Origin of the sequence: Methylobacterium sp. 174MFSha1.1, from assembly GCF_900116815.1 — a bacterium.
Taxonomy (GTDB): domain Bacteria; phylum Pseudomonadota; class Alphaproteobacteria; order Rhizobiales; family Beijerinckiaceae; genus Methylobacterium.
Map to the genome: position 1 here is coordinate 27102 of NZ_FPCB01000006.1, position 14862 is coordinate 41963.

Annotated in this window: 6 protein-coding genes; 2 read left to right on the forward strand and 4 right to left on the reverse strand. The window is 73.4% G+C overall.

The window, feature by feature from the left end; translation table 11 throughout:
- Positions 1 to 206: 206 nt before the first annotated feature.
- The 4 genes from BM430_RS03670 to BM430_RS03685 are packed head-to-tail and all read right to left on the reverse strand — an operon-like array spanning position 207 to position 11069.
- On the reverse strand, positions 207 to 1436 hold the full coding sequence (locus tag BM430_RS03670; RefSeq protein WP_093565546.1) for a hypothetical protein: 1230 nt from the start codon (positions 1434 to 1436) through the stop codon (positions 207 to 209).
- Positions 1433 to 2023, reverse strand: coding sequence for an SCO family protein (locus BM430_RS03675; RefSeq protein ID WP_093565548.1), 591 nt, complete (start codon positions 2021 to 2023; stop codon positions 1433 to 1435). The genes BM430_RS03670 and BM430_RS03675 overlap by 4 nt, the downstream gene beginning before the upstream one ends.
- On the reverse strand, positions 2020 to 3858 hold the full coding sequence (locus BM430_RS03680) for a hypothetical protein (protein WP_143131951.1): 1839 nt from the start codon (positions 3856 to 3858) through the stop codon (positions 2020 to 2022). The genes BM430_RS03675 and BM430_RS03680 overlap by 4 nt, the downstream gene beginning before the upstream one ends.
- A complete protein-coding gene (locus tag BM430_RS03685; protein WP_093565552.1) occupies positions 3855 to 11069 on the reverse strand; it encodes a cupredoxin domain-containing protein in 7215 nt (2404 codons plus the stop codon). The genes BM430_RS03680 and BM430_RS03685 overlap by 4 nt, the downstream gene beginning before the upstream one ends.
- A gap of 1005 nt (positions 11070 to 12074) precedes the next feature.
- Between BM430_RS03685 and BM430_RS03690 the strand changes: the two genes are divergently transcribed.
- Both BM430_RS03690 and BM430_RS03695 read left to right on the forward strand, forming a co-directional pair.
- The gene (locus tag BM430_RS03690) at positions 12075 to 13562 is read left to right on the forward strand and encodes an amidohydrolase family protein (RefSeq protein WP_093565554.1); all 1488 of its coding nucleotides are present in this window, start codon (positions 12075 to 12077) and stop codon (positions 13560 to 13562) included.
- Positions 13559 to 14518 carry a CobW family GTP-binding protein gene (locus BM430_RS03695; protein WP_093565556.1) on the forward strand — a complete coding sequence of 320 codons (960 nt, stop codon included), beginning with the start codon at positions 13559 to 13561 and terminating at the stop codon, positions 14516 to 14518. The genes BM430_RS03690 and BM430_RS03695 overlap by 4 nt, the downstream gene beginning before the upstream one ends.
- Positions 14519 to 14862 lie beyond the last annotated feature (344 nt).

Consider the following 14862-nt stretch of genomic DNA (forward strand, 5'->3'; position numbering starts at 1 on the left):
CTCCAGAATGACCAGACGCCAAGATCCGCCACGGAGATATTCCGTTTCCTCTTTCCCTAATCTCCTGCCACTTCGTTGCAGTAGTCCGGAAGAGGGGAGGAAGTGGAAACCGTATCGCTGACTGACGAAGCTCGTCGGCTCTGTATCTTCACTCCAGGCCAATGTCGTGTACCGTGCTTGCAACCCTTCTTGGGTCGTCTCCGGCCTCACTCCAGGGTGACGAGGACGGCGCTTCTCCGGCCGGTCCGGGGATGGCGGGCGTAGTCGAGGCCCGGCCAGTCCGGCCCGTCGAGGCGGAGCGTGTCGAAGGCGCGCAGGAGCGCGCCGCGGGTAAGGTCGCGCCCGGCGGCGGCGAGCGCGGCGCGCAGGAGCGAGGCGGCGGCCCGGCCCAGCCGCTCGGCCGGAGCCTGTGCGGCGTCGAGGCCGGGTCCCGCGCTCGGATCCGTGACGACGAGCCGGACGCCTCCCCGCGCGAGGGCGGGCATCCTGTCGCCGATCTCCGGCCCGATCGCGTGGACGCGCATGCCGCGCCGGAGCATCCCGAGGAGGCCGGGCCAGCGGTCCCGCGCGATGAGAACGATCATCTCGTCGGGGAGCGCCGTCGCGAGGCGGTCGATGTCGAGGAGGGGGCGCCGCAGCGATCCGGGCAGCAGGGCACGCCCGTCCCCGTCGGCGAGAACCGGCACCCCGGGCGCCGCGGCGGCGAGGAGGAGGTCGGCCTGGTCGCGGCGCGAGGGCATCGCGCTCCGGGCCTCGTCGGGCCGCACCTCCTCGCCGAGCGGGGCGAGCGGGAAGAGCAGCGGCATTCCTCCGTCACGGCGGCGCAACGAGAGGTCGGTCGCGAAGACGAGGGCGAGCAGGCGCCCCGTCTCGACCTCGCCGGCCCGGACGGGCACGATCTCGACGCGTCGCCCGTGGAGGCGCAGATCGCCGGTCCCCTCCGCCAGCCCCGCCCGCAACGCCGCGAGCAGCCCCGGACCGGCCGCGGCGTCGACGCCGAGCCGGAGGCGATCGGGCTCGACGCCGCTTCGCTCGCTCGCCTCGAGCCGCCCGAGGTGGTCCCACAGAGCCGTCGCGGCCTCGGGGCCGGCGGGGTAGCGCGGCATCAGCCCCTGGAGACGGCGCCCGCCCGCTCCGATGCCGTCGCGCAGGGCGGCGGCGAAGGCCGCCCCATCGTAGGCCGGCCGCGCGAGCGTGGCGCGGATTAGAGCGGAGCGGGTGATCGGCGGCGCGGTGGTGCCGCCCTCCCGGCCCCCGGCCCCATCCCGGCCGTGGCAGTCGCGGCAGCCGGGCAGGACGATCGGCCGCCCACCCGGGACCGAGGCCGGCGCCCGCATCCCGTCGCGGAACGTCGCTTCCGCGTCGGTCTGCCCGGCCGCGACGCCCGGCCCGAGGATCAGGGCCGCGAGGAGGCCGGCGAGGGCCGCGCGCCTCACCGGCCCGGGATCGCGACGAGCGCCGCGGCCAGCCGCTCCGCCGTCGCCTCGAGCCCCTCGATCCGGCCGACGAAGCGGCCCTCGCGGTCGAACAGCAGGAAGAAGAAATCGTGGTCGGTCATCGAGCCGAAGGATAGCCCGAGCCCGTCGAGCAGGGGGATCAGCTCGCCGAAGGATCCCGTGAGGAAGCGGCGCGCGGGCCCGGGTGCGAAGGCGTCGGCGTGCCGCCGCAGGTCCTCGGGCTGGTTGTTGGGATCGATGGTCAGGGTGACGAGGCGGATGTCGCCGCGGCCCCGCGCGGCGAGCGCGTCCTCGACCTCGGTGACCCGCTGGTCGGAGATCGGGCACTGGACCCGGCAGCCGATGAAGGTGAACGACACGAGGGTGACGCCCCGGCCGAGCACGTCGCGCCGGAAGCGGACCGCGCGTCCGTCGGTTCCGAGCAGCTCCGCATCGATCACCACCGGATCGGCCGCGCGGGCCCGGCCCTCGATCGGCGCCGACCGCGACGGCGTCGAGAGGGCAGTGAGACCGGCCAGAGCAAGGATGGCCGCCCGGGCGAGGCCCGTTCTCGACGATCGATTCATCGCGGCACCTCCCGAGCGTCCGGCCGCAGGTCGACGATCGCGGGGTCGGGCCGCAGCGGCGACCCATCCGCGAGGCTGACCGCATAGAGTCCGGGTGCGGCCGGGAACGGGGCGGTCAGAAAATTCCCGCCGTGGGGATCGGCGGCGAGGTCGCGCACGTCGCTGCCGTCCAGGGCGGTCAGCCGGACCCGGAGCCCGCCGCCGGGTCGCCGCGGCGGGCCGCCATGCAACCGGATCGTGAGGGTCACCGATCCGGCCGTGCGCGCGCCGATCTCGGCGTCGAGCCGCGGCGGCGGCGGTGGTTCGGGCGCGGCCTGGACCGGGATCGGCAGGCAGGCCGTCGTCCCGCCGATTCCCGTCGTCGTGACGAGCTCCCAGCGGCCGCCGCGCGGCAGCCGGGCCGTGGCCTCGAAGCGCCCCTCCCCGCTCGAGACGAGCGAGCGCGGATAGGCGGCGAGCGCGACCGGCGGATCACCCTTGAGATCGATCACCTGGGCGGGGGCCGAGGACAGGCCGCCCCCCGCGAGCACGGTGTGCAGCGTGCGGCCGCCCGGCCGCATCACCGCCACGGCCGCGAGCGGCGTGAGCGGCGCCATCATCGGGCCGCGGCGCGGCACCGGGTTTAAGGGGCCGCCGAGGCGCACCTCGCGGATCGCCGCGTCCCCGTTTCGCAGCGCCGCGAGGTCGACGACCGTGACGACAGGCCGGGTCGGCCAGGTGAGGAAGAGGGCGGCGCCGAGAAGCACGGCCTCGTCGAAGGGTTCGGGCGTCTCAAAACCGTGGACGCGCCGCCCGAGGACCAGATCGACGAGGCTCAAGCCGAGCGAACCCGCCGCATCGCGCGACAGCACCGCCGCCCAGCGGCCCGCCTCGTCGGTGCGGATCGCCAGCGGTATGCCCGGAACGGCGAGGTCGTCGGGCCGGTCGGGCGAATCGGCGTAGTAGCGGACGAGCCGGTCCTCCCGGATCGTGAGCACGGCGTCGGGCGTCGCCGCCGCGACCGGCCCGATCCGGCCGGGCGGAAACCGCGCCACCGCCTCGCCCGTCCCGCGGTCCAGCAGCAGCCCGGATCCGTCCCGTCCCGCCGCGAGCACCCGCCCGGGGCCGGCCTCGTGCAGGGCGACCGGCCCCGGCAGGGGGAGGTGGCGCACGGTCGCGCCGGTGCGGTCGAGGAGCCGGGCGTGGTGGTCCTCGGCCACCCAGACCCGCCCCGCCGGCGCCGGCAGGAGCGCATGCGGCCCGGCGAGGCCCGCGGCAAGGACGGACGGACGGCCCCAGGGCAGCGGCACCGTCACCACCTCGCCCCGGTCGGGCCGGCCATAGATCAGCTCGCCGCGCCCCGGATGGACAGCGAAGCCCCCCGGTGGGCCGCCCATCGGGACGATCCCGGCCACGATCCGCGACGCGGCCGGACGATGCGGATCGACGATCGCCACGCGGTTCCCGGCGTCGAGCGTGACGAGCGAGAGGCCCGCCAGGGGCACGTCATCGCCGGAGAGGCGCCCGGTCACCCGGACGGCCCGGGCGCTGTCCTGGCAGCTCGAGGCGGTCGCGCCGAGGGGCCGCAGCCAGGCGACCGGGTTCGTGACGCCGCGCGCCTCGCCGCCCGGGTCGCGGAAGGCGAGGCGGATCCGGAACGGGACCTCGGCCGGCGCCTCGACGAGGGGCGCCCCGTCGAGGTCGGTGATCTCCGCCGACACCGCGAGCCCGGCGCTGCCGAAGGCGAGGGCCGGCTCCGGGGCGGGTCCTTCCGCCCGGCCTGGCCCGGCAGCGGCGCAGGCCAGGATGGCGGAGAGGAGCCGTCCCCCCGTCATCCGCGCCGACGAACCTCTCATGGCCGGCACGCCGGCGCGTCCGGGGTTGCGGGCGCCACCGCGACGTGCCCCCAGGCGCCGGCGGCGAAGATCGCCTGCGGCCCGTCGCGGTAGAGGTAGGTCCCCGGCTGCCGCGGGGCACAGAACGAGGCCGTGGAGGCCTTGCCCGGCGCGAGGTGGCCGGAATGCCCGGAGCCGAAGCCCGGCAGCAGGTCGTCATAGGCGCCGCCGAGGGTCACGAAGGCGCGGTGGCGGGCGCGGCCGGCCGGATGGGCGAGGCGGATCATCATCTCCTCCCCGGCCCGCGCGTCGAGCGTCGGGGTCGCGACCGGGGCGAAGGCCGGCGAGAAGAACGTGCCGGGGAACACCGCCGCGTTGAGGTTCGTGCGGTCGTCCGGATAGGTCCGCAGCCCGAGCGCGCCGCCGAGGCGCCGCCCGAACGGCGCCGTCCGGTAGCTCACGCCCTTCTCGCCGAGATCGTAGGAATCGTCGCAGACGGGGCAGTTCGGCAGCGGATGCCCGCGATAGCCCTCGTACTCGACCCGCTCGGGCGCGGCGTTCTCGCCCGCCCAGCGGCGGCTCCACAGGTTCAGGCCGTCCTGCACGACGAGGGCGTGCTCGCGGATCGTCGCCGCCGGGATGCGGACCGGGCAGGTCGCGCCGTCGGGATCCGCCGCGTCGGCCGGGCAGAGCCGGACCGGGCCGAGGCGGACCGCTTCGCCGCCTCGGGCCTGGGGCAGCGAGACGACGTGGAGCGGTTCGCCCTTGGTCGGGCGGCCCGGATAGGCGGCGCCCTTGGGCTCCACGATCAGCATCCCCGACAGCCCGTGCGCAGCATGGCCGATCAGGTCGCCCGCCACGCGGATCGGCAGCGCGCCGGCCGCGTAGGGTACCGCCGACAGGTAGCTGTCTTGGCGGTCGCCGAGGTAGCGGGCGAGCTGGCGCGCGACCTCGTCGGCGTTGTCGGCGGCGGCGCCTCCGGCCGTCGCCGAGAAGTCGAGCGGCGTGTCGCCGTTGGCGGCGCAGAGCAGGACCGTCAGGAAGGCGAACTCGACCCGGCCCGGCCCGCAGCCGGAGCCGGGACGGTTCTCGATCTCGACCGTCGAGAGCCGACTGTCGGCGGGAAGCTGCCAGGGAAACAGCAGGCGCAGGGCCCGGGCGTTCACGTTCAGCGCGCCGGCGTAGAAGGTCAGGGTCGTCCAGGACCGGTCCGGCAGGCAGCGTCCCTCGCCGAGGCCGCATTCCGCGGGATCGGCGGGATCGAGCGCCCGCGCCTCCGCCTCGGTCAGGAGCGGCGGCACCTGGTTGATCCCGAACGGGAACGGCACGCCGTTGCGCGGCGAGGTCAGGCTGGCCGGCAGGGTGAAGGTGACCCGCGTCGAGGACCAGAGCTTCCCGCCGTCGCCCCCGAGCTGGAGCGGGTCGGTGTTGAGCGGCACGATCCGCGGCAGCGGCGCGTCGCCCGGGATGTTGCGCACCCCGCCCCCGGCGTGGTCACCGCCCGGCCGCAGCGCGTTGATCATCGCCACGCTGACGCAATCGCCGGCATTGACGCGCAGGACGTAGGGCTCCGGCCGCTCGATCCCGGCATAGCGCCGCTTGATGAGGGCGAGGATGTCGTCGCGCCGCGGCAGCGCCCGCGCCTGGAGCACGTCGTAGAAGGTGCGGACCTCGCGGGGGCGCCCGGTCGAGGGATCGGGCGGCACGCTCCCGCGCAGGTCGTCGAGCGGGAGCGAAACGATCATCAGCCCGTCCGGATCGTAGAGCCCGGCCCGAACGTCGTAGGGCAGCCCGGGCGTCGGGATGCGGTCCGGGATGTCGAGGATCTCGCCGGCGCGGACGGCCACCATGATCGTCTCGACGGATTGCGCACCGGCCGGGCAGACGAGGGGCTGCGCGGTCGCCGCCCGGGGCGGGGCCTCCCCCTCCTCGGGCTCGGCGGGTTGGCGCGCGGCCAGATTCGCTTCCTGCCCCGCCGCCGCCGCGCCCCGGCCCGCGGACGGGCTGGCCGCGACCCTGTCGGTCAGGACGGGCCGGAACCGCGCGCGGGCGGTCGGTTGCGTTCCGGTCAGGCAGTCCCGCGCCTCCGGGTCGCGCAGGCAGGTCGCGAGGTCGAAGGCGCCCGGGCGGTCGTAGATGCGGATGAGGCCCCAGGCGCCGTTCCAGATCGCGTCGGCGGAGCCGAAATTGTACATGTAGTCGAGGGCTTGGCGCAGGTCGCGGTCGTCCTGGACGACGAGCTGCTTGCGGAACGTGTCGAGGGTCAGGCCAGGGCCGGTCGCCGACTGGTTGCGCAGCAGGTCGCTGGCATAGGCCGGGCCCGCCGCGGCGCTCGGCAAGTTCCGTCGCGGTGCGCGCAGCCGCCCGGAGCTGCCGGCGTAGGAGGCGGTGGCGGCAAATCCCCCGCCCGGCAGGTCGGCGTAGCCCGGGGCGGTCGCGCTGAGGCGCCCGCCGATCTCGATGTGCTCCGAGAGCCCGATCTCCTGGGCCGAGGTCATGCCGAGGAGGTTGTCGCAGCCGCCGATCAGGCGCTCGTAGGTCGCCCAGAAACCGGCGGCCGGCCCGGTCCGGTCGATGAGGCCGGCGAGATCGCGCGGGCGCCCGTCGCGGGCGTCGCGGTCGTCGTGGCAGCGCTCGTTGCGCGGCCGGGGCGCGCCGGCGAGGCGGCCGAGATGGGCCCGCGCCGTCGGGTAGGCCTGGTCGACGTTGCGCCGGAAGGCGATGCCCTCGATGTGGAAGGTGTGCTGCACCTCCTGGGCGCCCTGGACCATGCGGAGCAGCAGGCGCTCGCGGGCATAGGCCTCGATGACCGGCGTGCACGGATCGCCGTGCCCCGCCGTCGCGCCCTCGTGCTCCCAGGCGCTCCGGAAGGCGTTGGCGAGGTCGCCCTTCTCGTCCTTGCGCTGATAGCGGATGTCGCGGTGGTTCTGCCGGTTCGGGCGGTCCGCCTCGTCGGCCCCCGCCGGGCCGGCGCCGCCGGGGAGCGCGCACGGGTTACCCGCGAAGGCGAAGCCCTGCGTCCCGTCGCGGTCCTGCGCGCCGACCCGGAGCGGGACCGGCTCGTTGCGGTAATTCACCAGGTAGGGGTCGTGGTGCTTCTGGCTGAACGCCTCCGGGCGCGGCGGCGGCGCGACCGGGCGGCCATGGGCCTCGCGCCAGGCGCCCGCATGCTCGGCGAGCGCGCTCACCTGTCCCGCATGGGCCGGCTTCGGCGAGGCGGCCTCCGCGGCGCTCGCCGGCGCGTCGACGGGCACCTGGCCGGCGCCGTTGACACACAATCCGGCGCGCCGGGCCGGGATGCTCTCGCCCGGCTCGACATCGGCGTCCTGCCGCGCGGCCTCGGTGACGTCCTTCACCTGGCACCGGGCTTCGGCGACGAGCCGGGCCATGCCCTTCGGGGTGGGCTGCGCGGGGTCGGTGTCGGCCGCGAAGTCCTGCGCCGGCTGCTTGGCGCCGTCGTAGAGCAGCGCGAAATCCGCGATCGCGAGGGCGAATTCACGGGTATTGGGATGGATCGGATCGGTCTTGCCCGGCCCGGCCCGGTCGGTGATCGCCTCGACGACCGCGCGGGCGCCGACGAGACCCCGGTCGCCCTGGGCGAGTCGCGGCGTCACCGGCTCGCCGGGTTCCGGCCAGAGCGGCGGCACGACCCGCCCGGGCATGTCGGCGCGGGCCTGATCGGGACCGGCCTGGCGCTCGACGCCGTGGGTGTTGGGCTCGATCAGGAGGGCCGCGTAGTAGCCGTGCTGCTGGATGTTGCTCGGCCCGAAATGGTCGTGGGTGAAAACGGTCCGCAGCGTCCGGTCGGCTGCCTTGCCGTCGCCGGTATTGGACAGGATCGGGTCGGCGAACCAGCGCTGCACCGTGGTCTGGAAGTAGGTCCGGCGGTTCTCCGGCCCCTTGCGCCACCAGAGCTGCGCCTCGCGCAGCCGCTTGCGCGCCTCGGCCATCGCGTCGCGATCGTCCCGCGCCACCGCATCCTCGAACGCGGCCTTGGCGGCGGCCAGCGCCTCGCATTCCGGCCCGCGGGCGGCCACGGCCTGGCCGGGGCCCTCGCCGGTGACGCTGCCGCCGGGTTTGCGGCCGGCGCAGATCCGGGCCAGGATCTCGTCGGGCGCGAAGGTGCCGTCCTCGTAGTTGAAGCCGTTGCCGGAGCCGTCGGCGGAGGTGACGTCGAACTTCACCAGGTGGATGTGCTGGCCGATCGTGTCGGTCGGCACCCGGAGCTGGAAGTCGTCGAGCTCGAGGTCCTTGGGCAGCTCGTTGGTGTGGCGCAGCTCGATGCACTCGCCGGAGAAGCCGCGGAAGAAGAACGGCTCGGCCCGGGCGCTGCGCGCCTCCTTCCAGGCATCGGCCTCGCCGGTCAGGACGGCGATGCGGGCCTGGGGATCGTGCCAGCCGGCGCGGTTGACCGTCATGTCGAACTGGACCGCCGAGACGGCGTAGCGGCGGAAGCCCAAGAGGCCGGGATCGGGCACGAAGTCGAGGGTGCCGCGCAGCGCCCGGAGCGCGTCGTCGCCGGCCAAAGCCGGATCGGGCTTCTCCGTCAGGACCGCGCCCTCGAACAGGTCGCGCTCGGGCGAGCCGGGCCGGTGCCCGACGAAGCGCCGGAACGGGGTGCCCGCCAGGGTCGAGGCGGCCCCGCACGGATCGGCGTAGGGCGCGCCGGGAACCGGGGGCGCCCCGTTCACCGCGAAGCCGGCCGGGTCGAGCCGCGTGGCCCCGCCGAGCGGCGGCAGGCGCACGGACGGGTAGCTGCCGAGGGCCTGCGGCCCGACCGGATCACCGACCGCGTTGTGCAAGGGGAGCGTGCCGCCGCCCGGCCGCCGCCCGTCGTGGTGGAAGCCCATCGCGTTCTGCTCGAGCCGGGTCCCGGCATGGGGCAGGACCTTGAGGTCGAGGCGCTCGTAATCCGAGGTCGCGTCGCCGAGGGCCAGCATTCGCGGCACCAGGGTCGGGGCGAGCGTGGCGAGCGTCGCGGGATCGGAGCGGGCCGCCTGCCGCTCGTCGGCGGTCAGCACCGCCGGCAGGGACAGGCCGCCGGTGACGACGTGGCGCGGCAGGCCGCCGTCGAGGAGGCCGCCACCACCCCGGGCCAGATCCCGCGCCATATCGAGGGGCGGTTGCGGCGCACGGTGGCCCGGCTCGCCGGCGACGAAGAAGGGATAGCCGGGCAGCCCGTCGGCGGCGGCGACCTCCGTTCCGGGTGCCGTGTAGGCCGGCAGGAGCGGCGCCGCCTCGCCCGGGATCGGCACCACGCCGGGAATCGGCGTGCCCTGGTCCTTGCCGGTGCCGCGCCAGGCGCCGCTCTGCAGCGCGACCGAACCCTCCCGGCGCTCGCGCGGCGCCGGGTTGCGGCCGACCGACAGGCCGGGCTGCTTCTGCCCGTCGGGCAGCACGCGGCTGCCGTCCTCCATGACGTCGTGGACGCGCCACAAAGCCCACATCCCTTGCGCGAAATGCGGGTAGAGGTGGCAGTGGAAGATGGCGTCGCCGACCGTCCGGTTGCGGTTGCCGGAGCCCTTGGCCGCCTCCCACCAGCCCCGGGCGCCGGCCGGCGCGAGGTCGCTGTGATGGCGGTCATGGCCGCCGTGGTAGATGCGGTAGGTGAAGCCCTGCTGCGGCCCGATCGTCTGGCTGTCGAGATAGGCGCCGCGATTCTCGTCGTTGCCCGCGAACCACTGGTGGGTGTGCAGGTGGAAGACGTGGGTCTCCTTGCCGATGTGGAAATTCCGGAAGACGACCTTGTCGTTCAGGTAGCTGTGATGGACGTTCGAGGGATCGTCCGGGTAATTCTCGAGCAGGGCCGGATCGCCGTTGGCCCAGCTCTCGAGGAAGAACTCCTCGTAGAGGCATTCCGGGCAGTTGGCGGCGGGGCCGATGCCCTTGCGGTTGGCGAGCACCATCGCGCCCGCGCCCGAGGCGCCGTAATTGATGGCGAAGCCGTCGCGGGCGGCGGAGAGCTGCCCGAACTGCGACAGCTCGCGCTGCGGATCGGCGTAGTAGGTCTTCAGCTCGTCGTGGAAGACGACCGTGAACTCGCGGAACGGCGCGCGGGCCTCCTGGTCGAGGCGGATCGCGGTGCGCCGGTCCTCGCCGCTCAGGGCCTGGTCGATCGGCGGCAGGGCGCGACCGGGATCCGGCACGATGACGGCGTTGAGGTCGCCGTGCACGAGCTCGGCCCTTGCATAGGCCACGCCCTCGACGGTCTCGCTGCCCGGGCAGGCCCGGATCATGCCGAGCACCGGGACCGGCGCGTCGCCGCAGGGATGGGCGCCGGGCCGCGCGTCGCGCGCGCGGGGCTCCCGGGAGGCGGCGGCGTAGTCCGGCAGGCCGGAGCGGGCGTGCCGGACGGCTCCCGCGGCCTTCGCCGGCCAGACGGCGTCGAAACCCGCCTGCGGCACCTGGCTGCGCAGGGCGGTCGCCCCCGGCGACTCGACGATCAGCGCGCCGAACAGGCCGTGGGTGGCCGAGCCGGCATCGCCCTCGCCGCCCGCCGGCGCCGCGAGGCTCGAGAACAGGTGGGTGCCTTCGCGTTCGAGGCGGAACCGGCAGACGAAGGAGTCGCCCGGCTTCACGGCGGCGAGGCCCAGGCACTCGTCGGCCACCTTGCCGCCGATCGGGAGCGGTTCGAGGCCGGGAATCGCGAGCGACAGGCCGCGGGTCGCCGGCCAGTCGCCGCGGCGCTCCTCGGCGGCGGCGGCGCGCTCCCCGGCCTCGCCCTGGTGCTCGATCCGCTCCGCCTCGCGGCATTGCTGCTCGAAGGCCGTGCGCTCGTCCCGGCGCGTCGGCCGGGTCCCGTCGTCGCCCTGGCGCTCGCCGCACCAGGATCGCGAGATGTCGGGTTGCTGCGGTGGCGGCCGGAGCAGGTTGGTCAGCTTGATCTCGAGGATGTCGCCGACATTCGCCCGCAGCGTCAGCGGCCGCGCGCGCTTGCAATCCTTCAGACGGACCGCCCCCGGGGTCAGCGACCCCTCGCCGGCCTCGGTGCCGTCCCGCGTCCGGCACTGGTCGGCATCGGTCGCCGCGCCGACGCCGAGGGCCGAGACGTCACGGCGCAGCGCGAACACCATCCCGTAGGGATTGAACGATCCGAAGCGGTTGTAGACGATCAGCTGGTCGAGGGCGACGACCTCGGCGTGGACGATCCGCCGTGGCGTGCCCTGGGCCGCCGGCGGCGGGGCCTCCTCGGCCGCCGAACCGGCGAGGCCGCCGAGCAGGAGCGCGATCACGGCGCTGCACCGCGTCAAGACGGATGAAAGCCCGCCCGCCCCTGCGACCGAGCGATGCCGCCGAACTCTCGCAGAATCCTGGGAACATGGAGAAAACATCGAGTTCCTCCCGGCGGCTCTCGGACCATCCGAGGAGATCATTGACGATATTTTCAATTTCCACAAGTTGCAATTTCGGAGATCTGTGCTATCTGTGCTCTAACAGATGCTGAAAATTTTGCTGACGATCGATTATCCGATTATTATTGGTCATTATTGAGAAAAATACGATCTAACAATTGTGATATAAGAAAGAAAATAGTCATCATAAGATATTTATAAAATATATATAATTAATAAAACTCGTGCATGATTACCTGATGATTTGATAAATTTATCAAATCTACAATCTCATCATGCCGAAGCACCGATTGGAGGCCGCCAAGCTGAAATGCGGACTCCGACATAAAGCAGTGGTCTCCAGAGGCTCGTTTCGCTCACCCTCAGGATGAGGTTTCGGGTAAGATAGAAAATTGCTCGCAGTGATATCCTCTCGAGCCGAACGAGCGCTCATGGCACGCGCCAAGGAGTATCCTCGATCGCCGGCCCTCATCGCAGATCAGGTTCGTTGACGTCTCGTCTCGGCGGCGGACCGCCGACACGCTTCAGAAGAGACTTCGGAGCGATCCCCCGACGTCACTTCTTCTGGCAAACAATGTCGGCGCGAAAAACCATCATATGAAGGATGAACACAGCGCCAAGTCCGATTTTTTGCCCCGTCGCAGGGACGATCACGTCGACCCCAAGGGTCTCGGCTACGGTCGCTCAGCTTACCGGCCTCTCCGCGCAGGCCCGGGATTAAGACGTAGCCCGTTCGGGAGAGGGGAGACGCCCCACTTCTTTTCCCCGGACAGCCCCGCCCAACCGAGGAGCGGCGCGGGGGCCCGCGGGTGACGACAGACGCGGGCGGCGATACACACTCCGCGTCGGATCCTCGGGGGATCGCCGTCGCGGGGCGTTGAGCGCATGCATGACCTTGTCCTGAGCGGCGGCCGGGTGGTCGATCCGGAGAGCGGGTTCGACGGGATCGCCGACGTCGCGGTCGAAGGCGGCCGGATCGCCGGGATCGGGCGCGACCTCGGCCCGGCGCGCCGGACGCTCGCGGTCGACGGGCTCGTGGTGGCGCCCGGCTTCATCGATCTCCACGCCCACGGCCAGTGCGTGCCGGCCGACCGGATGCAGGCCTTCGACGGCGTGACGACCGCGCTCGAACTCGAGCTCGGGGTGTGGCCGGTGGCGCGCTGGTACGACGAGCAGGCCCATGCCGGCCGCGTGCTGAATTACGGCGCCTCGACCGGCTGGGTCTTCGCCCGCATCGCCGCGATGACGGCGCAGCAGACCGAATCGAGCATCGCCGGCATGGGCCGCGCCATGCAGGACCGGCGCTGGGCCGACGCGGTCGCGAGCCCGGCCGAGACCGCCGACATCGTCGCGCGCGTCCGGGCCGGCCTCGACCAGGGCGCCATCGGCATCGGCTTTCCCAACGCCTACGCGCCGGGCACCGGGGTGAAGGAGCTCTCGGAGCTGTGCAGCCTGGCGGCCGCCGCCGGCACGCCGACCTTCACCCACGTCGCCTACATGGCGAACATCGATCCCCTGAGCTCGGTCGAGGCCTATACCCGGCTGATCGGGCTTGCCGGCTCGACCGGCGCCCACATGCATATCTGCCACTTCAACTCGACGAGCCTGCAGGACGTCGAGCGCTCGGCTGAACTCGTGCGCACCGCGCAACGGCAGGGGCTCAAGGTCACGGTCGAGGCCTATCCCTACGGCACCGGCTCGACGGTGATCGGCGCGGTGTTCTTCGCCGACCCGGCCTTCCCCGAGCGCACCGGCAGCGGCTACGACTCCGTCGAGACCCTGGCCTCGGGCCGCCGCTTCACCGGCCGCGCCGAGGTGCTGGCCGCGCAAGCCGAGGATCCGGGCGCGCTGGTGCTGTGGCACTTCCTCGACGTCGCGGGCGACGAGCGCCACCGGGCGCTCCTCGACGTCTCGGTGCTGTTTCCCGGCGGCGCCATCGCCTCCGACGCCGTGCCGTGGCTGATGCCCGACGGCGCGACCTACGAGGGCGAGGCCTGGCCGCTGCCGGACGACGCGGTCTCGCATCCGCGCTCCAGCGGCACCTTCACCCGCTTCCTTCGCGAATGGGTGCGCGAGCGGGGCACGCTGCCGCTGAGCGAGGGGCTGGCCAAGTGCGCGCTGATCCCGGCCCAGATCCTGGAGGCGAGCACGCCGATGATGCGGGCCAAGGGCCGGCTGCGGGCCGGCTGCGACGCCGACATCGTCTGCTTCGATCTCGACGCGCTCACCGACCGGGCCGATTTCCGCCACCCCAACCGCCCGTCCGAGGGCGTGCGCCACCTGCTCGTCGGCGGCGAGACGGTGATCGCCGACGGGCAGCTGGTCCGCGCGGCGCGGCCGGGCCGGCCGGTCCGGCGGCCGGTCGCCGCGTGAGCGTCCCGGTCGTCCTGGTCGCGGGCTTCCTCGGGGCCGGCAAGACCACCCTGGTCAACGGCCTCCTGCGCGAGCCCGGCGGCCGGCGCATCGCCGCCCTCGTCAACGATTTCGGCGCGATCGACGTCGACGCCGACCTGCTCGGCCTCGCCACCGACGGCGTCGTCAGCCTGCGCAACGGCTGCATCTGCTGCAGCCTGCAGGGCGACCTGATGCGCTCGCTGGCGACCCTGCTGCGGCGGAACCCGGCGCCGGACGCGATCGTGATCGAGACCAGCGGCGCGGCGGACCCGGCCGAGATCGTGCGCGCGCTCCTCGACCCGGCGGTCTTCGCCGCGACCCCGCTCGACACCGTCGTCACCGTGGTCGATGCCCGCCACCTCGCCGACCGGCCAAGCCTCCTCGACGATTCCCTGTGGCGCGCACAGGTCGCGGCGGCCGACCTCTGCGTCGTCGCGAAGACCGACCTCGTGGAGGAGACCGACCTCGCGGGCGTCCGCGCCGGCCTCGCCCGCCACAAGCCGGCCCGCCTCACCTTCGCGGCGGGCACGGTCCCGGCGGCGAACCTCCTGTTCTCCGGCGAGGATCGCCCCTCCCGTCGGGAAAGCGCCTCGGCGGAGGCCCGCGGGACCGCCCGCCTCGTGGCGGCGGAGTGCTTCGACACGTTGAGCTGGACGGCGCGCCATCCGCTCGCCCTCGCGCGGTTCCAGGCCGCCATCGGCCGGCTCGCGCCGCACCTCGTGCGCGCGAAGGGCTTCGTGAGCTTCGCCCACCAGCCCGACCGGCCGATGCTGTTCCAGCTCGTCGGCACCCGTGCGACGGTCGTGCCGACCGCCGTGCCGGCTCGCGACGGCGTCGCGGCCCGCCTGGTGCTGATCGCCCGGTCCGGCGATCTCGACCGCGACCGGGCGACGGCGCTGCTCGACGCGGCGGTCGAGCCCGGCGGTCCGGGGTGAGCGGCGGACCAGTCATTTGCCACAGTTCCCTTTCCCGGACGACTAGAGCGTCAGCGGAAGGAGATCCGGGATCCAGCGCGAAAAGTCGCGAAGCGTCCGTGTGGCTGCCACGGTGCAGCATTCGGAGCCGCTTCGCGGCAAGTCTCTGCTGGATCCCGGATCTCCTTCCGCTGACGCTCCAGTCGTCCGGGAAAGGGGTGAGTATGATGTCGTCGGGGAGATCGGTGTCGTGCCGGGATGGCACGAGCGGGAGGTCTACGCGGGCCCCGGCTCCATGCCCCTCGTGTACCGTCGCGTCGCAGGCTCGAACATCGTGGCCCGCCTCTCCCGCTGACGAATCGCGG

What these genes read in the sequence shown, in the direction of transcription:
- BM430_RS03680 (WP_143131951.1), bottom strand. Translation starts at nt 3,858, where the DNA reads ATGAGAGGTTCGTCGGCGCGGATGACGGGGGGACGGCTCCTCTCCGCC.
- BM430_RS03690 (WP_093565554.1), top strand. Translation starts at nt 12,075, where the DNA reads ATGCATGACCTTGTCCTGAGCGGCGGCCGGGTGGTCGATCCGGAGAGC.
- BM430_RS03675 (WP_093565548.1), bottom strand. Translation starts at nt 2,023, where the DNA reads ATGAATCGATCGTCGAGAACGGGCCTCGCCCGGGCGGCCATCCTTGCT.